The following is a 21,624-nucleotide window of genomic DNA, read 5'->3' as shown; positions in this document are numbered from 1 at the left end:
AAACCATTACAGGTAGCAGACTACAGGATCGCTCCCGCAGGTGAAGCGAAACCGAACGTCAAGCGTCGAGAATTTCCCGAAGTCTTTTTTGCTCGTCTTCGCTCAAATCATCCTCGGGCTTGGCGGTGGCGCGATTGCGCACGGTGACAAAACCGATCCCGCCTGCCAGCACCAGCATCAGGGGTGCGGCCCACCACAAGATGAGATTTGCGCCCGATTTCACAGGTTCGAGCAGGACGTATTCGCCATACCGCGCGACGATGAAATCGACTACTTCCTGATCGGTATCGCCTTCGACAAGACGCTCACGAAGCAGGATGCGCAATTCGCGCGAAATCGGCGCGTTGGAATCGTCGATGTTTTCGTTCTGGCACACAGGGCAGCGCAGGCCTTGGGAAATCTCGCGCGCCCGCGCTTCGAGCGCGGGGTCAGAGAGGATTTCGTCGGGCTGCACCGCGTAGAGCGGTGTTGCGAGAAAGGCGAGAAGGATCAGAAAACGCTTCATTCCGCAGGCACCGCTCTGGTTTTGGATTTGGCGGCACCCGCAGCCACGCGCAAACGCCGATCCGTCAAAGAGATGAACCCGCCGAGTGCCATGAGGATACAGCCGCCCCAGATCCAGTTGGCAAAGGGTTTGATATAGGTGCGCACGGCGTAACCGCCGTCGCTCTGGGGATCACCGATCACCAGATAGATATCACTCAGGAACCCGTTGCGGATCGAGGCTTCGGTCGTCGGCATAGCGGCCACAGGATAGACACGCTTTTCAGGCGTGAGCACCGCGACGACATCCGCCCCGCTGCGAACCGTCATCGTCGCCATCGTCGAGATGTAGTTCGGACCCTGAACCCGCTCGACCCCGTCGAGCGTGATGTCATAGGCCCCAACGGTAAAGGGCACGCCGACCTGCGCCGTGCGGATGTCCTCTTGTTCCCAAGCCGTAAGACCCGCGATTGCAAAGATGGTGACGCCAAGGCCGATATGGGCGGTGGCCTTGCCCCAGTCGGCACGCGGCATACGGGTCATGCGGGCAAGACGCGCAGCAATGCCCTGACGCCCCGAACGCGCCCAGAGATCATAGAGCGCCCCCAGAACAACCCAGAGACCGAGCATGACACCCACGGGGCCAAGCGCGCTCTTGCCGGTCTGGAGCGCAAAGACAAGCGCGCCCAAAGCCACCGACAGGATCGCAATCGGGGTCATCTCCTTGAAGGCGCGCCCCATGCTCCCGCGTTTCCACGCAAGGACCGCACCCAGCGGCAGGACAAGCGCCAGCACCACCATAAAGGGCGTAAAGGCCGCGTTGAAGAAGGGTGCACCGACCGAAAGCGCACGGCCCATGGTCATTTCGGCGACAAGCGGCCAGATCGTCCCGATAAAGACGACAAAGGCCGAGACGGCGAGCAGGATGTTGTTCACCACAAGTGCGGACTCGCGGCTCACAAGGGAAAAGACGCCCTTGGCCTCCATCGCGCCAGCGCACAGGGCATAGAGCGTGAGCGCACCCCCGACAAACACGAACAGGATCGCAAGGATAAAGACCCCGCGCTCGGGATCATTGGCAAAGGCGTGCACCGAAGTGATCACCCCCGAACGCACGATAAAGGTGCCCAGAAGCGAAAAGCCGAAAGCAAGAATGGCAAGCAGGATCGTCCAGCTTTTGAGCGCCTCGCGCTTTTCAACGACAATCGCGGAATGGAGGAGCGCCGCTGCCAGAAGCCAAGGCATGAAGGAGGCGTTTTCGACAGGGTCCCAGAACCAGAAACCGCCCCAGCCCAGCTCGTAATAGGCCCACCAAGAGCCAAGCGCGATCCCGATGGTCAGAAAGACCCAAGCAGCAAGCGTCCACGGACGCACCCAGCGAGCCCAAGCCGCATCGACGCGCCCTTCGATCAGAGCGGCGACTGCAAAAGAGAACGCCATCGAAAGTCCGACATAGCCGAGATAGAGGAACGGCGGATGGAAGGCGAGACCGGGGTCCTGCAAGAGCGGGTTGAGATCCTGACCGTCAAAGGGCGGCACTTCGAGACGGATGAACGGGTTCGAGGTGAGCAGGATAAAGAGATAGAAGGCAACTGAAACCGTGGATTGCACAGCCAAGACCCGCGCCTTGAGCGTTGCGGGAAGATTGCCGCCAAAGAACACGGCACAGGCCCCGAAGAGCGTGAGGATCAAGAGCCAGAGGAGCATCGACCCCTCGTGGTTGCCCCAAACCCCCGAGATTTTATAGAGCATCGGCTTGGCGCTGTGCGAGTTGAGCACCACGAGCCGAAGCGAAAAATCCGAGACCACAAAGGAATAGGTCAAAGCGGCAAAGGCCACCCCGACCAAGAGTAATTGGGACACCGCGGCGGGGTCGCCGACGGCCATCCAGTTGCGCCACCCTTTGTGGGCACCGATCATGGGAACAATCATCTGGACCAAGGCGATGCCGAAGGCCAGAATCAGCGAAAAATGTCCGAGTTCTGCTATCATGTATTCTGTTTACCGCATTCGTTGATAAGGCCCAATCAATTTGGAGCGAGGAGACCCGCGACCACTGGCCTCAGGTCCCGACGATGAACATGCCGCTGAAGGCAATTCCCATAAGAGCCGTCACAAAAGCCCCGACGATCAACCGCACCAACCATTTGAGCGTATCTTCGATCGCGGCAAGTCGCGCCTCGACCGAGAGGCGGTGGACCTCTTCAACGGCGCAATGGGTTTCGAGCGCACCGATCCTGCGCTCTGCGATCTGGTTCCAAGGCTCGGTCACTGTTTCGCCCTCCATTCCTCGAGCGCGGCGTTGCGACCTGGTTCGGCGAGGGTCGCCGCTTCAAGCGGCAACGGCACCTGCAAAGCGTCAAGCGCCTCGACCCGCGCCCTCACCTCGCCCGCCATCCCAGCCGTTTGAAGAACTGACGTCTGGAAATCCTGCGCCTTTGCCTGATGACGGGCGCCGAAGTAGAAGCTGATGATCGCCCCCATGAGCCACCACATCGGTTCGGGCACAAGGACGATGCCCTGCATCCGCCCCGCAAACCAGACCGGATCGCTCATCGCCATGACGAAAAGCCCGATGGTGCCAAAGGCAAGAATGGGACGCGGAAGACGGTTGAGCCCGTCGATCACCCGATCAAAAAGCCCGACGCGGGGCTGACCGAACTCGGCGGCATATTGCGCCAGCGCTTGGGCGCGCATCGCCGCCTCTCGGTCTGCGCCTTTTTCGGCGTTTTCGCGGAAAATGCCCGCCGTTTCGACAATGGCATTGCGCCCTCCGCCAAAGAGAACGTCAAGGAGTTTTCCCATTAGGCCCATTGCGCAACCCTCTGATTATGTTGATCTTCCGTCAGGTGAAAGCGGGTGGAAATGAACGCTTCGGCGCGGGTGATCCAGCCGCCCTTGCCGCCATCCCGCCGCCGCGCGAATTTACGCAAAGGCGCTCGGCGATCGGCCAGAGCGTAGTAGTAATTGCGCCGTTCGATCCCGTAGGCATCGACGAAAAGCGTGCCCGCAGCGCGGAACGCGCGTTCGGTCGCCGCGATGGTCTGCGGCCCGATGGCGCCATCCACGGCAATGCTCTCGCCCATCTGCACCAAAAGCCGCTGGAGAATGCGGATCGCCTGTCCCCCCGCGTTCACATACATGTCGAAGACCGAAGGCTGAAGCGCCTCGGGAAGCTGCGAAATACGCGGCGCATGGAAATAATGTTCGAGGAAAATGTCGGCCGCCAATTCGGGCGTCATAGCCCGCACGTCGGATTTGTCGATGCGCCCGTCGGCGTTCAGATCGCGCCCCAAGCGCCTCAGCGTGCCCAAGGTCACGCCCTGGTTCGTTGCGCCGCCCGGATCATCGGGATCGTCGACAAAGCCGCCTTCTCGGGCGACGATTTCTTTTGCGATGTCTTGGATGTGTGTCATGCTCGGTCCCCAAGTTGATGGGACCAAGCATCACATTCAAAGGTTAATTGGTCGCTGCAGCAGCGTCCGGCTCGACGTAAACGCCCTGTTCCTTGAGCGCGTCGATCACCTCTTTGGGCATATAGGTCTCGTCATGTTTGGCAAGGATTTCAGTCGCTTGGAAGACACCCTCCACATAGCGGCCCTGCCCGACCATGCCCTGACCCTCTTCGAAAAGGTCGGGGAGAATCCCCTTATAGGCAACGGGAATCGATGCGCCTCCGTCTGTGACGCTAAATGTTACGGTCTCGCCTTCGCCGCGCACAAGCGTGCCCTCTTCGACAAGACCGCCGACGCGGAACACCTCGTTCGCAGCGGGCGGCTCGGCAACGATCTGGCTGGGCGAACGGAAGAAGTTGATCCCGTCGCGCATCGCATAGCCGATCAGGCCCGTCGAAACGGCCAGAGCGACAAAGGCCAGAACGATGATCTGGACGCGGCGGCGTTTTTTAAGGGATTTGAGACCACTCATGGGAATACCGGCGCGAGCATCAAGCCCGCTGTTTCGGGAAGGCCGAGCATCAGGTTGGCGTTTTGCACCGCCTGCCCCGATGAGCCTTTGTTGAGGTTGTCGAGCGTCGAGACGACAAGGCCGCGGCCCTTGATCCGGTCGCCCGTGACGCCAAGGAAGCAGAAGTTCGATCCCGTCACATTGCCCATCGAGGGCAGTTTGCCAAAGGGCAGCACTTCGATGAACGGCTCGTCCTTGTATTGGGCGACAAGAGCGGCGTGCATCGCTTCGGGGTCACCCTTGAGATAGCAGCTTGCCAGAATGCCGCGATTGACGGGCACGAGGTGCGGCGTGAACATGATCTCGACCTTGCGGCCCGCAATCAGCGAAAACTCCTGATCGAATTCGCCAAGGTGACGGTGCTTGCCGCCTTGGGAATAACCGGCAACATCGGTCGAACGCTCGGCAAAGAGCATGTTTTCCTTGAGGCTGCGGCCTGCGCCCGAAATTCCGTTCTTGAGATCGCAGATGATGTCGTCAAGATCGATCACACCCGCCGCAATCAGCGGGCGGAGTGCGAATTGAACGGTGGCCGCGTTACACCCCGTCCCCGCAACCAGTCGCGCGGACTTGATATCGTCGCGATAGAATTCGGTCAGACCGTAAACGGCCTCTTTCTGCAACTCGACCGCCACATGCGGCGCACCATACCATTTTTCGTATTCCGCAGGATCACGCAGACGGAAATCGGCACCAAGGTCCACGACCTTGACGGTCTCGGGCAGATCACGCACGAGCGCTTGGCTCAGACCGTGCGGAAGCGCCGCAAAGGCCAGATCAATGCCCGAAAAGTCGATCTCGTCGATGGTGCAAAGCTTGGGAAGGTCGATGTGGCGCAGATGCGGAAACACATCGGCCATCTCCATGCCCGCTTTGCGGTCGGCGGAAAGCGCCGCAATCTTGAGGTCGGGATGTGTCGCGATGATCCGCACCAGCTCTGCGCCGGTGTAGCCGGAAGCACCAAGAATAGCGACGTTATAGCTCATTCGTTTTCCCCTTTGGGACAGAGGTAGTCATCGGTTGCGGGTCTCGCAACGCGAAAGGTTGACGCATCACGCGGATTGGAACTCGACCTTGCGGCGCATGAACTGGGTCGCACGGGCCGAGACCTTTTTCGGATCGCCCGTGGTGAGGAACATGCTCTGGGTGCCCGAGCCGATGAATTCGGGGCGGCGGGCAAGGTAATCGGCAAAGCTTTCAGCCACGATATTGGCTTGGGAGAACACTTTGACATCCGCGCCCAGCGCGTCCTGGAACACCTCTTCCATGATCGGATAATGGGTGCAGCCGAGGATCGCGGCATCGGGGCTCGGCATTTTGCGCTGGAGCGCTTCGACATGGCTGCGCACCAAAGCTTCGGCAAGGATCATATCGCCTTCTTCGATCGCATCGACGACACCGCCACAGGCTTGCGCTTCGACATCCACGCCGATGGCGCGAAACGCAAGCTCGCGCTGGAAGGCACGGCTGCGCACGGTGGCGGGGGTCGCAAAGAGTGCCACATGTTTGACCGCAACCTCGCGCGGCGGCGAGTTGTCGCCCCATTGCCGTTCGGTCAAAGCCTCTATCAGAGGCACAAAGACGCCAAGCACGCGCTTTTCGCGGGGAATCCAGCTTTCCTGCATCCGGCGCAGCGCTGCAGCGCTTGCGGTGTTGCACGCAAGGATCACAAGATCGCAGCCTGCCTCCCAGAGCCGTTCGACGGCAGCGGTGGTCAGGTTATAGACGTCATCGGCATCGCGCACGCCATAGGGCGCGTGCTTGTTGTCGCCGAAATAGACAAAGGGAACATCGGGCAAACGTTTTTCGAGTGCGTTGAGCACCGTCAATCCGCCAAGCCCGCTATCAAATACACCGACAGCCATAATATTTTCCGATCCTGCCTCACGAGTCCCCCGCAAACGCTGGGGTGTTTTCCAACACATAAGACCCTTTGCAGCGGAAATCCATCCGCCGAAACCGCCCTTTTTCTATTCGGCAGCACGGAGCTCCTTGCTGTCAAGACTTGCGAGCAGCGCGGCGCGCTTTTGCGCGGCCTCCTCCATCGCCTTCATCTTGACGGGACCAAAGCCGCGGATGTCCATGGGCAGTCCCGCCAGAGCAAGGGCGGCGGCACTGTTCTGCGCTTCGAGGATGCGTGGAAGGTCGGCCTCGAACTCTTTGATGAGCCGCCGTTCGGCGCGGCGCTCCGCGCTATAGCCAAACACATCGAGCGGCGTGCCCCGCAGCCGTCTCGCACCTGCCAGCGCCTTGAAGAGCGGTGTCATCCCGCGTTTGAATGCCCGTTTCTTTGGGCGACCGTTCTGGTCGGTGCCCCCAAGGATCGGCGGAGCGAGATGATAGGTCAGCCCCCTTACCCCCTCGAACCGCGCTTCGACTTGGGCTGCGGTTTCAAGATGGAGCCGCGCGACCTCGTATTCGTCCTTATAGGTCAACAGCTTGTGATAGGAGCGCGCCACCACTTCCCTAAGCACCGGATCGTGGACCTTGCCCACCAGACGTTCGAACCGTTTGACAAGCCGCTTGCCCTGATAGGCGGCAAGATGGGCCTTGGCTTCGGTCATAAAGTCGGGCGCGGCTTCGGCGGCCTCTGGAGCAAGCTGCGCCTGAAGTCCTGCGAAATCCGTTACCGCCCAGCGCCCGAGCTCGAAGGCCATCAGGTTCTTGTCGACACTGGCCCCGTTAAGACGGATGGCCTCGCGGATCGCCTCGTATCCGATCGGGACAAGTCCCGCCTGAAATCCCGCCCCGAACATCACCATATTCGAAAAGATCGTATCCCCGAGACCCCGTTTGGCAATCTCGGAGGCATCGAGAAACTGTGCCGCCTCGCCGATCCGCGCCTCGAGCGCGACACCGAGCTCGGCGCTCGGGATGCTGAAATCTCGCTTGCGGGTGAATTCGCCGGTCATGACCACATGGCTGTTCACAACCGCTTTTGACCGCCCCTTTTGCAAAAGGTCGAGCGTGCCGGCCCCCGCGCTCACCACAAGATCACCGCCGATGAGCGCATCGCATTCGCCCGTGGCGACCCGAATAGCGGCGATATCCTCGGGGCGTTCGGCGATACGGCAATGGATGAGCACCGCGCCGCCCTTTTGCGCAAGCCCCGCCATTTCCATCATCGAAGCGCCTTTGCCGTCGAGATGCGCGGCCATGGCAAGGATTGCACCGATGGTCACGACACCCGTTCCGCCGATCCCCGTAATGACGAGGTTATGGGTGCGGGCAATCGCGGGCAGGTTCGGCTCTTCGATCTGCGGCAGAGAGAGGGCCTTTGCTTCGGCTTTGCGCGGGATACCGCCCTCAACCGTGACAAAGGAGGGGCAAAAGCCCTTGAGACAGGAAAAGTCCTTGTTACAGGCGCTTTGGTCGATCTCTCGTTTACGGCCAAAGGGCGTTTCAAGCGGAAGCACCGCGACGCAGTTGGACTGCACCCCGCAGTCTCCGCAGCCTTCGCAAACCTTGGGGTTGATATAGACCCGCTTGTCGGGATCGGGGAACTTGCCCTTCTTGCGACGGCGTCGCTTTTCGGCGGCACAGGTCTGGGCATAGACGATGGCCGTGACGCCCTTGGTCTCGCGCATGTCGCGCTGCACCTGATCGAGCTTGGCGCGCTCTTCGACCCGCACGACAGGCGGAAGGCGCTTGCGATCGACCTCTTCCTTTTCGTCATGGACCAGCGCAACCGCTTTGACCCCCATGGCCACAAGTTCGGAGCAGATCTGCTCGGCAGTGAGCTCTCCATCCATCCCCTGCCCGCCCGTCATGGCGACGGCATCGTTATAGAGGATCTTGAAGGTGATATTGGCTTCGGAACTCAGCGCAAAGCGGATCGCCTGAACACCCGAGTGGTTATAGGTGCCGTCCCCCATATTCTGGAACACATGTTCCGTCTTGGAGAACGGCGCTTCCCCCACCCAATTCGCGCCCTCGCCGCCCATATGGGTCGAACCGATGGTATCGCGCTCCATGAACTGTACAAGGTAATGACACCCGATCCCCGCATAGGCGCGGCTCCCTTCGGGCACGCGGGTCGAGGAGTTGTGCGGACAGCCAGCACAGAAATACGGTGTGCGGGCGGCAATCTGGGGGGCGTTGGGGGCACGTAGCCCCGCTTGGACCTTTTCCAGCCCCGCGCGGAGACGGTCCGAGCCGCAGCCTTCTTCTTCGATGATCTGGCCGAGTTTTGCGGCAATGCTGACGGGATCAAGCGCGTATTTCTCGGTAAAAAGAACCTCGGCTTCCTTTTTGCCGCCATAGATACGGGGACGCGCGGGATCGTTATAGAGCGCCTCTTTGATCTGGCCTTCGATCAGTTTGCGCTTTTCCTCGACCACGACGATCAGATCGAGACCCTCTGCCCAGTCGCGGAAGCTCTCCATGTCCAAGGGCCAGACCTGTGCAACCTTATAGGTGGTGATCCCCGCCGATCTGGCGCTTTGCTCGTCAAACCCGAGAAGGTCGAGCGCATGCACAAGATCGAGCCAGTTCTTGCCCGCAGCGACAAACCCTATCTTTGCGCCCTTTTCGCCCCAGACCCGCTTGTCGATCCGGTTGGCACGAGCAAAGGCAAGCGCGGCCTTGCGACGATAATCAAGCGTGCGCGCCTCTTGCGAGACGGGCGATTCATAGAGCCGGATATGAAGCCCGTCCTCGGGTCCATCGAACTTGGGCTCGACGAACTGGAGCCTTTCGGGATCGCCATTGACGACAGACGTCACCTCTACCGTGTCCTTCATGGTCTTGAGACCGACCCAAAGACCGCAGAACCGTGAAAGCGCATAGCCGTAAAGCCCGAGGTCGAGGATTTCCTGAACCCCCGCAGGCGAGACGATCGGCATATTGCTGTCGATCATCGTCATGTCCGATTGGTGCAGCGAGGTCGAGGATTCGCCCGTGTGGTCGTCCCCCATCGCCATGATCACACCGCCCAAGGGCGCGGTTCCGGCGAAATTCACATGCCGCATGACATCGCCCGAACGGTCGACCCCCGGGCCCTTGCCATACCAGAGGCCGAAAACGCCATCGACGCGCCCGTCACCGCGCAAATGCACTTGTTGGGTGCCCCAGAGCGCTGTGGCGGCAAGATCTTCGTTCAGGCCCGCATGGAATTTGATGTCCGCCTTGTCGAGATACGCCTTGGCCAGCGTCATCTGCATATCGACCGCACCCAAGGGCGAGCCGCGATAGCCCGACACATAGCCTGCGGTCCTCAGTCCCCGTTTTTCATCACGGGCCTTTTGCATCAACATCAGCCGCACAAGCGCTTGGGTTCCGTTCAAAAGAACATGCGTCTTTCCCAGATCATATCGATCTTCGAGGGTTACGGCTTCACGACGCATGTTGATCTCCCTTTACTGCCTATAAATTAAACCTAGGTCACACCCTCTGACCTACAAAGTAATATTTCGGTCACATACGCCGTTGCATTTACTTTGGGGACAAGAGTACTGAGCGATTCTTGTGTATGTTAGGGCTGTTTATTCGGGGGCACTATGGACTGGGACAAGCTCAGAATTTTTCACGCCGTTGCGGATGCAGGCTCACTCACCCATGCGGGTGACACGCTTCACCTGTCCCAATCGGCTGTGAGCCGCCAGATCCGTGCCCTTGAAGAGTCGCTTGGAACCACGCTGTTCCACCGCCATGCCCGCGGCCTTATCCTTACCGAACAGGGCGAGCTACTCTTTGATGCCACACGCTCGATGCAAAAGCGTCTCGATGCCGCCGCCGCGCGGATCAAGGACAGCGAAGAAGAAGTGTTCGGCGAACTCAAGGTCACGACGACGACGGGCTTCGGCTCGCTCTGGCTTGCCCCGCGTCTGCACAAGCTCTACGAGAAATACCCCGATCTCAAGATCGACCTCATGCTCGAAGAGCGCGTGCTCGACCTTCCCATGCGTGAAGCCGACGTTGCCATCCGAATGAAAGAGCCCTCGCAGGCCGACCTGATCCGCAAACGGCTTATGTCGGTGCGCATGCGGCTTTATGCGACGCGCGAATATCTCGACACGCACCCGCCCTTCGAAAAGGTCGAGGATGTGCGTCACCACCGTCTGATCAGCCAGAACCCGAACTCTGCCCAAGTCGCGGCAGGGGCTTCGCTCGTTCAGCACCTGATGAACTACGACGTTCATTCGATGCTGACCGTGAACAACTATTTCGGCGTGCTTCAGGCGGTCCTTGCGAATGTGGGCGTCGGCGTACTGCCCGACTATCTTGCCGAGGACTTCACCCAGCTCGTCCGCGTTCTGCCCGATGTCGAGAGCGGCGAGGTGCCTGTCTTCCTCGCCTATCCCGAAGAACTCCGCCAATCGCGGCGCGTTTCGGCCTTCCGCGACTTTGTTCAGGAAGAGATTATCGCGCATCGTCAACGCATTCGCGATAATGCCGCCGCAGCCGAGGCCGCACAGACCCTCTAAGCTATGCGCTTGACGCATAGCGGGGTTGACCAAAACTGAGCCTATTAATTCTTGATCGAACATAGTCTGCACAATATGTGCACAAATGAAGCCGATGATGCTTTCGCGCTCATCACTTCAAACCTCCCTGTTGGACTTCGCCGGGCTGTGTGCCCGGCGTTTTTTTTTGCTTCAACGCTTTTCCAATCTAATCGGGAAAAGCATTTGCCGACCATGCGCCAGATCAAAGACAGCGCTTACGGCTCTTGCCTTTCGTCGACTCGAAGCTGCATGAAAACAAGATCGAGCCAGCGCCCGAATTTTTGCCCGACCTGAGGCAAACGCCCCGTCTCTTCGAAACCGAGTTTGCGGTGCAGGGCGATAGAGCCTTCGTTCTCGGCGGCAATCCCGCCGATCATGACGTGAACCTTGCCCTTGCGGGCGCGTTCGATCAGCTTCTCCATCAAGAGACGCCCCAGACCGCGCCCATGGTAATCTGTGCGCAGATAGACCGAATGTTCGACCGAATACTTATATCCGTCAAAGGGACGGAACGGACCGTAGGACGCATATCCGACGACTTCGCCCTCATCTTCCAGCACCAGAACAGGATAGCCCGCCACCTGACGATCCGCGATCCATGCCCGCCGATTTGCAACATCGACCTCGGTGTCGTTCCAGATTGCAACGGTCTCTCGAACTGCCTGATTGTAGATGCCTGCTACTGGGCCCGCATCTTTGGCAAGCGCGTCACGAATTATCATTTGTTATCCCGGTGTGATCCGCCGCCAGTTAGCTTGGAATAATGGGCCAAAGCAAGCGGCGCATTTGCGAATTTTTTGCCTGAAATCGGCGTCTCGCTCTTTCCCATTTGCCCTCCTTGCCCTAAGAGGTGCGCAATTCCAGCCTCCGGGGGATATCATGGACGAACCGCAAATCACCGATGAACTGATCGCAGCCCACGGCCTCAAGCCCGACGAATACGAGCGCATTCTGGAAATCATCGGTCGCGAACCGACATTCACCGAGCTCGGTATCTTCTCGGCCATGTGGAACGAGCACTGTTCCTACAAATCCTCCAAGCGCTGGCTCCGCACGCTTCCGACCAGCGGCCCTCAGGTCATTTGCGGCCCCGGCGAGAACGCGGGCGTTGTCGATATCGGCGACAATCAGGCCATCGTCTTCAAGATGGAAAGCCACAACCACCCGTCCTACATCGAACCCTATCAGGGTGCGGCAACGGGTGTGGGCGGCATTCTGCGTGACGTCTTCACCATGGGTGCACGTCCCATCGCAGCGATGAACTCGCTGTCCTTCGGCTCGCCCGAGCACCACAAGACGCGCCAGCTCGTCAACGGCGTTGTCGAGGGCGTCGGCGGTTACGGCAACTGCTTCGGCGTTCCGACCGTGGGCGGCGAAGTGCGCTTCCACCCTGCCTATAACGGCAACTGCCTTGTGAACGCATTTGCGGCGGGTCTCGCCGATGCGGACAAGATTTTCTATTCCGCCGCTTCGGGCGTCGGCATGCCTGTGGTTTACCTCGGCGCCAAGACGGGCCGCGACGGTGTTGGCGGCGCGACGATGGCTTCTGCCGAATTCGACGACACGATCGAAGAAAAGCGTCCCACCGTTCAGGTCGGCGACCCCTTCACCGAAAAGCGCCTCATGGAAGCTTGCATGGAACTGATGCAGACCGGCGCCGTGATTTCGATCCAGGACATGGGCGCTGCGGGCCTCACCTGCTCTGCCGTTGAAATGGGCGACAAGGGCGAGCTGGGCATCCGTCTCGATCTTGAAAAGGTTCCCTGCCGCGAAGAAGGCATGACCGCCTATGAAATGATGCTCTCGGAAAGCCAGGAGCGGATGCTCATGGTGCTCAAGCCCGAGCTTGAAGCCGAAGCAAAAGCCGTGTTCGACAAATGGGACCTCGACTTCGCCATCGTGGGCGAGACCATTGCCGAAGACCGCTTCCTCATCATGCACAACAACGTGTGCAAGGCCGATCTCCCGCTCTCCAAACTGTCGTCCACCGCGCCCGAATACGACCGCCCGTGGGTCGAAACGCCCGCCGCCGCACCGATGGCCGATGTTCCGGGCGTTGATCCGATCGACGGCCTCAAGGCGCTTATTTCCTCGCCGAACTATGCGTCCAAGAGCTGGGTCTATCAGCAATACGACACCCAAGTGGGCGGCGACACCGTCAACCGTCCGGGCGTCGGCGCAGGTATTATCCGCGTGCACGGCACGGGCAAATCGATCGCCTTCACCTCGGACGTGACCCCGCGCTATGTCAAAGCCAACCCCTTCGAGGGCGGCAAACAGGCCGTGGCCGAAGCCTATCGCAACCTGACCGCCGTCGGCGCCAAGCCGCTTGCCACCACCGATAACCTGAACTTCGGAAACCCCGAAAAGCCCGCGATCATGGGCCAGTTCGTCGGTGCGATCAAAGGGATCGGTGAAGCCTGCCTTGCGCTCGATACCCCCATCGTTTCGGGCAACGTCTCGCTCTATAACGAGACCGATGGTCAGGCGATTTTGCCGACCCCCACGATCTGTGCGGTCGGTCTTATCGAAAAGACCGAAGACGCGATCCTCGGCAAAGCCAAAGATGGCCATGTCGCCCTCCTCGTCGGCACGACGAACGGCCACCTCGGTCAGTCCGCTCTGCTCGCAGAAGTGTTCAACCGCGAGGACGGCGATGCACCGCATGTGGATCTTGCGGCCGAAAAGGCGAACGGCGACTTCATTCGCGCCAACCGCGCAATGATCGAAGCCTGTTCCGATCTTTCGGACGGCGGCCTTGCGCTTGCCGCCTTCGAGATGGCGGAAACCGCTGGCGTGGGCGTCACGCTCGACGCAGGCGATACCCCCACACTCTTTGGTGAGGATCAGGCGCGTTACCTTATCGCCGCTTCCTTCGATCAGGCCGAAGCCCTGATGGCTGCTGCAGCTTCCGCCGGCGTGCCCATTGCGACCGTCGGCAAGTTCGGCGGCTCGGACGTGAGCTTCGGCGGTGTGTCGGCACCGCTTGCCGAGCTTTCGGCAACGTTCCGTAGCACCTTCGGCGCGATCTTCGGCTAAACGCCGCGTCAAGACCTATCAAAGCGCCGGTGGGGCAACTCACTGGCGCTTTTCTTTTACGCCATCGCTGCTAGGGTCCTGCCATGACTGATATGACCGCACTCATCACCGCCTTCACCACGCTCTTTGTGATCATCGATCCCATCGGCCTTACGCCCTTGTTCGTGGCTCTGACCCAAGGGATGGAACCGTCGCGCCGCCGCGCGATTGCGATCCGCTCTTGTGTGACGGGGGCGCTCATCCTGATCGTCTTTGCCATTTTCGGCGAGGCCTTGCTCGGGTTTGTCGGAATTTCCATGCCCGCGTTCCGCATTGCGGGCGGTATCCTTCTATTCCTCACCGCGCTCGAGATGCTGTTCCAGAAACGAGCGACCCGCCGCAAATCCAACGCGGACGAGGCCAGTGCCGAGGACCACCACGACGACCCTTCGGTCTTTCCCATCGGCATTCCCTTGATCGCAGGACCGGGCGCGATTGCCTCTATGATCCTTCTCACGGGCTCCACCGACAGCGTTGCAGGTTTTGCCGCCGTGATCGGCGTGATGCTTGCCGTTCTGGTGATCGTCTACATCCTCTTTACCTTTGCGGGACTGATCGAGCGCGGGCTGGGCAAGACGGGCGTCGATGTGGTCACGCGTCTTTTGGGCATGCTGCTCGCCGCGCTTGCCATCCAGTTCATTCTTGATGGGCTTGCCACTTTCGGTTTGATCGGATGATCCCTATCTAGGTGATATGGACACCGCAAACTGGCCCTCGATCATCTATCTTCTTTTGCTCCTCTTCTTTATCGGAGGGAGTGCCTTTTCCGCGCGTGGCCGTCAGATCGGCACGACCTTTCGGCAAGTCGGCATTTGGGCGGTGATCTTTGCCGTCACCATCGGTGGCGTCGCGTGGTACGAGAAGAACTCCCAAACGAGTTATGCGGTGAGCGACACCTCGGGCGTCATCGAACTGCGCAAACGCTTTGACGGGCATTTCCACCTTGATGCGGTGATCAACGGTGTCACCGTTCCATTCATCGTCGACACGGGCGCAAGCCAGATCGTGCTGACCCAAGAGGATGCCGAGCGCGTCGGTCTTGATCTGGGCCGCCTTGATTTCACGATGCGCGCACAGACGGCCAACGGCACAGTCGCCACTGCCCCCGTCTTGCTTGAAACCATGGAAGTCGAAGGGCTCCGCGACAGGAATGTCCGCGCCGTTGTCAACGGCGGAGATATGGCGGGATCGCTGCTCGGGATGAGCTATCTCAGCCGCTTCGAAAGCATCGAAATTCAGGGCGAACGGCTGATCCTGCGCCGTTAGCTTTCCGCCTTTTTGATCCAGCGTCCCATGTCCTGCGCCCAGTATTTCGCGGCGCATCCCCCACCCGTAAGCGATTTCCATTGGACGCGCGCCCGCGCCACCGCGTCAGGGTCCATGCCGTCGAATATGACCATAACCCGTTGTGAAGATAGGGTTTCGTCGGGTGAAATCTCGCTCCCGCCGACGCTGACGATACAGCTGGCGCCGTTCGCAGCCGCCTGATCGGGCAAGGTCAGAAGCACGGGCTGAAATGCGTCATGATCGCCGCCCGCGACGCCATGCGGCAGAAAGCTGTCCTTGCCCCCCTGCCAGAGGGCAAGATCGAGATGCTCGGCCATTTCGGCGTTCGAAGTGCGCACTTCCACCGCCCAACCCGCTTCGACCGCCTTGCCCACCAGAATGGGCAAAGTGGTTTCAAGGTTGTCTTCGGTCAGATGGTAAAAGAACGCCTCGCCCATCCCTTAGCCTTCGAAGTTGTCGGCGATAAGACGGTTGAGTGCCATGACGCCCCAGCCCGTCGCCCCCGCAGGCGCAAGGGCGGTCTCGGACTTGACCGACGCCGTCCCCGCAATATCAAGGTGACACCACGGCGTTTCCTCTTTCACAAACCGCTGGAGGAACTGGGCCGCGGTGATCGAACCCGCGGGACGTCCGCCCACGTTCTTCATATCGGCAACCGATGATTTGAGCAGTTTGTCATAGGCCTTGGACAACGGAAGACGCCAAGCGCCTTCGCCCTCGTCGGCAGCCGCTTTGAGGAACTTGCTTGCAAGCACGTCATTGTTCGAAAAGACGCCCGTGTTCTCGTGGCCCAAAGCGATGATGATCGCGCCCGTAAGGGTCGCAAGGTTGATCATCCCGACGGGCTTGAACCGCTCTTGGGCATACCAGAGTACATCGGCAAGAACGAGACGGCCTTCGGCGTCGGTGTTGATCACCTCGATCGTGTCGCCTTTCATGGATTTGACCACATCGCCGGGACGCGTGGCATTGCCGCTAGGCATATTCTCGACCAGACCGACAAGACCGACGACATTGGCCTTGGCCTTGCGCAGCGCGAGTGCTTTCATCACGCCCGTCACGACCCCCGCGCCGCCCATGTCCATGGTCATTTCTTCCATGCCTGCAGCGGGTTTGAGGCTGATGCCGCCCGTGTCGAAGACAACGCCCTTACCGACGAGCGCAAAGGGTGCCTCGTCCGCGCCACCCTTCCATTGCATTACTGCGACATAGGACGGGCTGTCCGAGCCTTGACCGACGCAGAGCAGCGAGCCCATGCCCAATTCGGCCAACTTGTCCTCTGCGAGAATTTCGACCTCGAGCCCAAGATCGCGCAGCCCCTCGATACGGCGCGCAAATTCCGTGGTGGTCAAGACGTTGGCGGGATCATTGGTCAGATCGCGGGTGAGAAAGACCCCTTGGGCCACCGCGTGCAATGTGCTCCATGCCGCTTCTGCCTCGGCAGGATCGGTGAGAGCGATGGTCAAAGCGCCCTTCTCCGCCACAGCTTCGGTCTTTAGCCCATTGTAATTATAGGATTTCAGGGCACACCCGAATGCGACTTCCTCGGCCTTTTTCAAGGCAGGCGCAACGAGCGTGATGCCTGATTTGCCCAGACGTTTTGCCAACGAAGCCCCCGCTTTGCGCAGGGTCTCCGCATCGGCGCGGCGATCGAGTTTTGCAATGATCAGCGCCTCGGCCTCGAGCCCGACTGGGGCGAGAATTTCAGCCACCTCGCCTTCGGAGAGTTTTTCGAAACCTTCGCCCGAAATGAATTTTTCCACCGTTTTGCGGGTGAGCGAGTTCACCTTGCGCCCCGCAAGGTCGAGCTTGCCATCGCTCGTGACAACGATTGCGAGCTTTCCGGTAAGTGCAGCCAGAGCGGTTGCGTCATGGGATACAAAACGGACATCAATCAAATCGGTCAAAGCGGCGCTCCTTCATCGGCGGGTTTACGCAATAGGTAGCCCTTGCCCGCGCCGATTGCCAGATTGGAGTTCAATCGTCTTTTGTATTGGGCTAGTGTCCGCACAAAGAACGACTGCAAATTGGGGGAAATCGAAGCGTGGGAAGATTCGACAGATACATGCTGTCGCGTATGCTGACGCTTTTCGGCTTTTTCGCGCTTGTTCTGGTGTTGATCTATTGGATCAACAATGCCGTCCAGCTCTTTGACAGGCTGATTGCGGACGGCCAATCGACACTCGTTTTTCTTGAATTCAGTGCGCTTTCGCTTCCTGCGGTGATCTTGCGGATTTTGCCGATCGCCGCTTTTGCGGCCGCGCTCTATGCCACCGACCGTCTTGCCGCCGACTCGGAGCTTGTCGTGGTTCAGGCAACGGGCTTCTCGCCGTTCCGCCTCGCGCGTCCCGCGATGGCCTATGCGTTGATCACAGCGCTCTTTACCGCGGTTCTGGCCAATTATCTCGTGCCCACTTCGCTCAAGATCTATTACCAGCGTATTACCGAAGTCTCGGAGAGTTTGACCGCCCGCCTTTTCACCGAAGGCGAGTTCCAGACACCTGTGGACGGTGTGACTGTCTTTATCCGCGACGTGACACCCCAAGGCGAGTTGGTCGATATCTTTGTCTCGGACGCCCGCGATCCCGAGGTGCGCCACACCTATACCGCCTCGCGCGCCTATCTGGTGCGCAATGAAGACCGCCCCCAGCTTGTGATGATCGACGGGATGGCCCAGAGCCTTCGGCTTGGAAACGACAGTCTTCTCGTCACGCAATTCGACGATTTCTCTTATGATCTGAGCGCCTTTGTGACGGGCAACCCATCGCGCACGATCAAGGTCGAGGAATTGACCACCTCTGCGCTTCTGAAGGCCGATGCGGATCTGAGTGCAGCGACAGGTCTTACCATCGAACGACTGACCTATCTGGGGCACGAGCGGATCGCTCTGAGCGGTTTGACCATTGCCGCCTGCATGATCGGCTTCGCGACGCTCCTTTTGGGGGGCTTCAGCCGCTTTGGCGTCTGGCGTCAGATGGTTTTTGCCGTGTTCCTGATTATCCTCGTCAAGCTTGTGGACAGCGCCGCGATCAGCCTTTCCGCGCAGTATCCGCAGGCATGGGCACTTGCCTATGTGCCCTCGCTCTTCGGGTTCGTGATCGTCTGGGTCCTCTTGAGCCTTTCGGGCCGACCCTTCAGCCTTGGTGCGCTTTTGAGAAGGCAGTCGACATGATCCTTCACCGCTATTTCGCGCTTCGCTTTTTCATGTCCTTTCTCACTGTTTTTGCGGTGTTTTTCCTGATTGTCGGTTTTATCGGTGTGGTCGAGCAGATCCGCATTCTGGAAAGTGCGGGACTTGCCGCGACCGAGCTGGGGGCGATGACGCTCCTCGACACCCCAAGACAGATCTATCAGTTCATGCCGCTCATCATGATCATCGCGGCGATCAATATGTTCTTGCGACTGGCCAAAAGCTCCGAGCTGGTCGTCACCCGTGCGGCGGGGCGCTCCGCGCTCAAGACCCTTGTCGCGCCCGCTCTTGTCGCTTTGGCGCTGGGGTGCCTGTCGATGGCGCTCTTCAACCCGATCGTTGCCGCGACCTCCAAGGAATACGAGCGCCGCGCCGCCGTCTATCTCGGGGAAGGCACCATCCTTTCGGTGGCCAAGGACTCGCTCTGGCTGCGTCAGGGCAGCGGCGGCGAGCAAACCGTGATCCGCGCCGAAGGGTCAAACCTCGACGGAACCGAGCTGCGGGATGCGACCTTTATCTCGTTCATCGAAGGCCAAGGCCCGACCCTGCGGATCGAAGCGGCCTCTGCGCAACTGTCGAACGGGGAATGGTTGATCAAGGACGCCAAAGTCTGGCCGCTCAGCGACACGATCAACCCCGAAGCCGATGCAAAACGCTATGCAACCTATACGCTCGCTTCGACCCTGACAGCCGACCAGATCCGCGACAGCTTCGGTTCGCCCTCTTCGATCACGATCTGGGAGTTGCCGCAATTCATCTCGCGGCTGCGCGATGCGGGACTGGCTGCGCGTCGCCACGAGGTCTGGTTCCAGAGCGAGCTTGCCCAGCCGCTTTTCTTGATGGTGATGGTGCTGATCGGCGCGGGGTTCACCATGCGCCACCAGCGCGGCGGCGGCGTGGGACTTTGGGTCATGGGCGGCATCGGCGTCAGCTTCGCGATCTATTTCCTCTATAACTTCTCGAAAATTCTGGGCGAAAACGGGCAAATTCCCATCGCCCTCTCGGTCTGGTCGGTTCCGATCGCAGGGCTGTTTCTGGCCCTTGGCCTGCTTTTGCATCTGGAGGATGGCTAATGTTCCGCGCGCTCCTTCTTGTGCTTCTAGCTCTTTGGCCGCTCCGGGCTGCGGCCCAACAGGCCGCGACCCTGATCGCGGACCGGATCGAAGCAACCGCAGACCGCAAACTGCTCGCCTCGGGCTCTGTCGAAGTGTTTTTCGACGGAACTCTCCTGAGCGCCGAGCGGATTATCTACGACCAGACCGAGGATCGGCTCAGCATCGAAGGGCCTATTCTCATCACCTCGGACGACGGGCAGATCCTGACTGCGCGTCAGGCGACACTGGATGCCAAACTCGAAACGGGCATTTTGCTCGGCGCGCGGCTTGTGCTTAACGAGCGGCTCCAGATCGCGGCCAATCAGGTCACGCGCTTGGGCACCTCGACCACCCAAGCCTATAAGGTCGCCGCGACCTCTTGTGCGGTGTGCGGCACCCGTGCGCCGCTCTGGCAGATCCGCGCGCGCGAAGTCACCCACGATCAAGAGGCCAAGCTTCTCTATTTCAAAGACACCGAGTTCCTGTTGCGCGGCGTTCCGATTGTCGCGCTGCCGCGCTTGCGCATGCCCGATCCAACCCAGACCCGCGCGACCGGTTTTCTCATCCCCGAAATCAGGAGCAACGATCAGCTCGGCATCGGGATCAGGACCCCCTATTTCATCAAGTGGGGCGAGCGGCGGGACGTGACGATCGCGCCTTTCCTGACGGAAACATCCTCGACGCTCGAGCTGAGATACCGTCAGGCCTTTGATCGCGGCACAATCCAGGTCGACGCGGCGGCAAGCCGCGACACGCTGGTTCCGGATCGGCTCCGCAGCTACATCGACGCCCAAGGCCGTTTCGACGTGGGTCAGGACTATGTGCTTGATCTATCGCTGCGCGCCGTCAGCGACAGCGGCTACTTGCTGCAATACGGCTATTCCGACTCGAACCGCCTCGACAGTTCGATCAAACTCTCGCGCTATCTTCCCGATCGGCTGAGCGAGGTCGAATTGGCCTATTATTCGACGCTGACCTCGACCCTGCAAAACTCGAACCCGCCGCCGACGGTGTTCGAATGGCAAAGCGAACGCAAGTTCGACTCCATCGCGGGCGGGACCGCAGTTATCGGCGCCAAACTCGAAGGCGTCGTGCGCAGCGGCACGACCACCGCCTCGTCGCGTGACATCTTCCACTTCGGAGCACGGGCGAGCTGGGATCGTCAGTGGATCGCCCCTCTCGGCCTTGTGGTGGAAAGCGAGGCGGGCTTGATCCTTGATCAATATGCGTTCCGCGATGATACGGTCTTTACCCGCCCCGTGGCACGCGCCACCCCGCGCGGTCAGATCACCCTGCGCTGGCCCTTGGCCAAGAACGGGGCACGGTTCCAGCACGTCATCGAACCTGTGGTCTCGCTCGGATGGTCGCGCACCTATGGAGGCGCGATTCCGAACGAAGACTCGGTGCGCACCGAACTCGACGAAGGGAACCTCTTGAGCCTTGGGCGCTTTGCGGGGGACGATGGGACGGAAAACGGCCCGCGCGGGGCCATCGGGCTTGCTTGGCAGAGTTTCGACGAAAACGGCTTTGCCACGCGGCTTTTGGCGGGACGTGCGTTTCGTGGGACATCGACCGACTTCAGCGCCTCGAGCGGGCTCGAGAGCCTTCGGAGCGACTGGCTGATTGCGGGTCGTCTCGGGCTTGCCAACGGATTCTCGGCGGCAGGTCGCGCCTTGATCAAAGATGACCTTTCGACCGCCAAAGCCTCGGCCGAGATTGCTTGGGCGAACGATCGCGTGGCGCTGACCGCGGCCTATGTCTATCTCGATCCCGATGCGGTCGAAGGGCGGACACAGGCCGTTTCGGAATGGACTTTCGACGGATCGGTGCGCGTCAATGCGCAATGGACCCTTGCCGCGAACGGGCGGTATGACATCGTCACGCGCAAAGCCGCACGCGCAGGGGTCGGTTTCGGCTGGGAAAATGAATGCATCAAAGTCAATCTGACCGCCGACAAACGCTTTACATCATCTTCTACAGTAGAACCGACAACCGATTTCGGTTTATCTATTGAATTGCTCGGCTTTGGTGCCGGACCTGTCGGGGTTGCCGCAGTGCAATCCTGTAAACAATAAAAGAA

The 21,624-nt window shown here is 60.0% G+C and carries 19 protein-coding genes; 7 read left to right on the top strand and 12 right to left on the bottom strand.

The window, feature by feature from the left end; genetic code table 11:
* Positions 1 to 58 precede the first annotated feature (58 nt).
* From QQG91_RS05550 to QQG91_RS05510, 9 genes are all read right to left on the bottom strand, one after another.
* Positions 59 to 505, bottom strand: coding sequence for a cytochrome c-type biogenesis protein (locus QQG91_RS05550; protein ID WP_285771976.1), 447 nt, complete (start codon positions 503 to 505; stop codon positions 59 to 61).
* Positions 502 to 2,475: a heme lyase CcmF/NrfE family subunit gene (locus QQG91_RS05545; protein ID WP_285771975.1), complete on the bottom strand. Its 1,974-nt coding sequence runs from the start codon at positions 2,473 to 2,475 to the stop codon at positions 502 to 504. Before QQG91_RS05545 ends, QQG91_RS05550 begins: the two co-directional genes overlap by 4 nt.
* Positions 2,476 to 2,545: 70 nt before the next feature.
* The gene (locus QQG91_RS05540; protein WP_285771974.1) at positions 2,546 to 2,770 is read right to left on the bottom strand and encodes a pseudouridine synthase; all 225 of its coding nucleotides are present in this window, start codon (positions 2,768 to 2,770) and stop codon (positions 2,546 to 2,548) included.
* Positions 2,752 to 3,297, bottom strand: coding sequence for a holin family protein (locus tag QQG91_RS05535; protein ID WP_285771973.1), 546 nt, complete (start codon positions 3,295 to 3,297; stop codon positions 2,752 to 2,754). The genes QQG91_RS05540 and QQG91_RS05535 overlap by 19 nt, the downstream gene beginning before the upstream one ends.
* Positions 3,288 to 3,899: a holin-associated N-acetylmuramidase gene (locus QQG91_RS05530; protein WP_285771972.1), complete on the bottom strand. Its 612-nt coding sequence runs from the start codon at positions 3,897 to 3,899 to the stop codon at positions 3,288 to 3,290. The genes QQG91_RS05535 and QQG91_RS05530 overlap by 10 nt, the downstream gene beginning before the upstream one ends.
* A gap of 43 nt (positions 3,900 to 3,942) precedes the next feature.
* Positions 3,943 to 4,410, bottom strand: coding sequence for a cytochrome c maturation protein CcmE (gene ccmE / locus QQG91_RS05525; RefSeq protein ID WP_285771971.1), 468 nt, complete (start codon positions 4,408 to 4,410; stop codon positions 3,943 to 3,945).
* Positions 4,407 to 5,435, bottom strand: coding sequence for an N-acetyl-gamma-glutamyl-phosphate reductase (argC, locus tag QQG91_RS05520; RefSeq protein WP_285771970.1), 1,029 nt, complete (start codon positions 5,433 to 5,435; stop codon positions 4,407 to 4,409). Before argC ends, ccmE begins: the two co-directional genes overlap by 4 nt.
* A gap of 66 nt (positions 5,436 to 5,501) precedes the next feature.
* Entirely contained in the window at positions 5,502 to 6,314 is an 813-nt protein-coding gene (gene murI, locus QQG91_RS05515; protein ID WP_285771969.1) for a glutamate racemase, read from the bottom strand.
* Between the two features lie 105 nt (positions 6,315 to 6,419).
* Entirely contained in the window at positions 6,420 to 9,794 is a 3,375-nt protein-coding gene (locus tag QQG91_RS05510) for an indolepyruvate ferredoxin oxidoreductase family protein (RefSeq protein ID WP_285771968.1), read from the bottom strand.
* A gap of 153 nt (positions 9,795 to 9,947) precedes the next feature.
* Here QQG91_RS05510 and QQG91_RS05505 point away from each other — a divergent pair, with 153 nt between their 5' ends.
* Complete coding sequence (locus QQG91_RS05505; protein WP_285771967.1) at positions 9,948 to 10,874, top strand: LysR family transcriptional regulator; 927 nt, start codon at positions 9,948 to 9,950, stop codon at positions 10,872 to 10,874.
* Between the two features lie 236 nt (positions 10,875 to 11,110).
* Here the strand turns inward: QQG91_RS05505 and QQG91_RS05500 are convergent, their stop codons facing one another.
* Positions 11,111 to 11,617, bottom strand: coding sequence for a GNAT family N-acetyltransferase (locus tag QQG91_RS05500; RefSeq protein WP_285771966.1), 507 nt, complete (start codon positions 11,615 to 11,617; stop codon positions 11,111 to 11,113).
* 157 nt (positions 11,618 to 11,774) lie between these two features.
* Between QQG91_RS05500 and purL the strand changes: the two genes are divergently transcribed.
* The 3 genes from purL to QQG91_RS05485 all read left to right on the top strand — a co-directional run bounded on the left by purL (position 11,775) and on the right by QQG91_RS05485 (position 15,239).
* Entirely contained in the window at positions 11,775 to 13,934 is a 2,160-nt protein-coding gene (gene purL, locus QQG91_RS05495; protein ID WP_285771965.1) for a phosphoribosylformylglycinamidine synthase subunit PurL, read from the top strand.
* 83 nt (positions 13,935 to 14,017) lie between these two features.
* Entirely contained in the window at positions 14,018 to 14,650 is a 633-nt protein-coding gene (locus QQG91_RS05490) for a MarC family protein (RefSeq protein ID WP_285771964.1), read from the top strand.
* 16 nt (positions 14,651 to 14,666) lie between these two features.
* Positions 14,667 to 15,239, top strand: coding sequence for a retropepsin-like aspartic protease family protein (locus QQG91_RS05485; RefSeq protein ID WP_285771963.1), 573 nt, complete (start codon positions 14,667 to 14,669; stop codon positions 15,237 to 15,239).
* Here the strand turns inward: QQG91_RS05485 and QQG91_RS05480 are convergent.
* Together QQG91_RS05480 and QQG91_RS05475 are read right to left on the bottom strand one after the other, a co-directional pair.
* Positions 15,236 to 15,697 carry a DNA polymerase III subunit chi gene (locus tag QQG91_RS05480; RefSeq protein WP_285771962.1) on the bottom strand — a complete coding sequence of 154 codons (462 nt, stop codon included), beginning with the start codon at positions 15,695 to 15,697 and terminating at the stop codon, positions 15,236 to 15,238. The two genes, QQG91_RS05485 and QQG91_RS05480, sit on opposite strands and share 4 nt — an antisense overlap.
* A gap of 3 nt (positions 15,698 to 15,700) precedes the next feature.
* The gene (locus QQG91_RS05475) at positions 15,701 to 17,167 is read right to left on the bottom strand and encodes a leucyl aminopeptidase (RefSeq protein ID WP_285771961.1); all 1,467 of its coding nucleotides are present in this window, start codon (positions 17,165 to 17,167) and stop codon (positions 15,701 to 15,703) included.
* A 158-nt stretch (positions 17,168 to 17,325) separates the two neighbouring features.
* Here QQG91_RS05475 and lptF point away from each other — a divergent pair, with 158 nt between their 5' ends.
* The 3 genes from lptF to QQG91_RS05460 are packed head-to-tail and all read left to right on the top strand — an operon-like array spanning position 17,326 to position 21,619.
* Entirely contained in the window at positions 17,326 to 18,432 is a 1,107-nt protein-coding gene (gene lptF / locus QQG91_RS05470; protein WP_285771960.1) for an LPS export ABC transporter permease LptF, read from the top strand.
* The gene (gene lptG, locus QQG91_RS05465; protein WP_285771959.1) at positions 18,429 to 19,523 is read left to right on the top strand and encodes an LPS export ABC transporter permease LptG; all 1,095 of its coding nucleotides are present in this window, start codon (positions 18,429 to 18,431) and stop codon (positions 19,521 to 19,523) included. Before lptF ends, lptG begins: the two co-directional genes overlap by 4 nt.
* The gene (locus QQG91_RS05460) at positions 19,523 to 21,619 is read left to right on the top strand and encodes an LPS-assembly protein LptD (protein WP_285771958.1); all 2,097 of its coding nucleotides are present in this window, start codon (positions 19,523 to 19,525) and stop codon (positions 21,617 to 21,619) included. The genes lptG and QQG91_RS05460 overlap by 1 nt, the downstream gene beginning before the upstream one ends.
* The last annotated feature ends 5 nt before the right edge of the window (positions 21,620 to 21,624 follow it).

This window comes from Marivivens sp. LCG002, from assembly GCF_030264275.1.
Taxonomy (GTDB): Bacteria; Pseudomonadota; Alphaproteobacteria; order Rhodobacterales; family Rhodobacteraceae; genus Marivivens.
The sequence above is the reverse complement of the archived record's forward strand: the minus strand, read 5'-3'. Positions and strand labels throughout refer to the sequence as shown.

Coding starts and splice junctions, on each gene's coding strand:
- QQG91_RS05550 (WP_285771976.1), bottom strand. CDS start 505: ATGAAGCGTTTTCTGATCCTTCTCGCCTTTCTCGCAACACCGCTCTAC.
- QQG91_RS05545 (WP_285771975.1), bottom strand. CDS start 2,475: ATGATAGCAGAACTCGGACATTTTTCGCTGATTCTGGCCTTCGGCATC.
- QQG91_RS05540 (WP_285771974.1), bottom strand. CDS start 2,770: ATGGAGGGCGAAACAGTGACCGAGCCTTGGAACCAGATCGCAGAGCGC.
- QQG91_RS05535 (WP_285771973.1), bottom strand. CDS start 3,297: ATGGGCCTAATGGGAAAACTCCTTGACGTTCTCTTTGGCGGAGGGCGC.
- QQG91_RS05530 (WP_285771972.1), bottom strand. CDS start 3,899: ATGACACACATCCAAGACATCGCAAAAGAAATCGTCGCCCGAGAAGGC.
- ccmE (WP_285771971.1), bottom strand. CDS start 4,410: ATGAGTGGTCTCAAATCCCTTAAAAAACGCCGCCGCGTCCAGATCATC.
- argC (WP_285771970.1), bottom strand. CDS start 5,435: ATGAGCTATAACGTCGCTATTCTTGGTGCTTCCGGCTACACCGGCGCA.
- murI (WP_285771969.1), bottom strand. CDS start 6,314: ATGGCTGTCGGTGTATTTGATAGCGGGCTTGGCGGATTGACGGTGCTC.
- QQG91_RS05510 (WP_285771968.1), bottom strand. CDS start 9,794: ATGCGTCGTGAAGCCGTAACCCTCGAAGATCGATATGATCTGGGAAAG.
- QQG91_RS05505 (WP_285771967.1), top strand. CDS start 9,948: ATGGACTGGGACAAGCTCAGAATTTTTCACGCCGTTGCGGATGCAGGC.
- QQG91_RS05500 (WP_285771966.1), bottom strand. CDS start 11,617: ATGATAATTCGTGACGCGCTTGCCAAAGATGCGGGCCCAGTAGCAGGC.
- purL (WP_285771965.1), top strand. CDS start 11,775: ATGGACGAACCGCAAATCACCGATGAACTGATCGCAGCCCACGGCCTC.
- QQG91_RS05490 (WP_285771964.1), top strand. CDS start 14,018: ATGACTGATATGACCGCACTCATCACCGCCTTCACCACGCTCTTTGTG.
- QQG91_RS05485 (WP_285771963.1), top strand. CDS start 14,667: ATGGACACCGCAAACTGGCCCTCGATCATCTATCTTCTTTTGCTCCTC.
- QQG91_RS05480 (WP_285771962.1), bottom strand. CDS start 15,697: ATGGGCGAGGCGTTCTTTTACCATCTGACCGAAGACAACCTTGAAACC.
- lptF (WP_285771960.1), top strand. CDS start 17,326: ATGCTGTCGCGTATGCTGACGCTTTTCGGCTTTTTCGCGCTTGTTCTG.
- lptG (WP_285771959.1), top strand. CDS start 18,429: ATGATCCTTCACCGCTATTTCGCGCTTCGCTTTTTCATGTCCTTTCTC.
- QQG91_RS05460 (WP_285771958.1), top strand. CDS start 19,523: ATGTTCCGCGCGCTCCTTCTTGTGCTTCTAGCTCTTTGGCCGCTCCGG.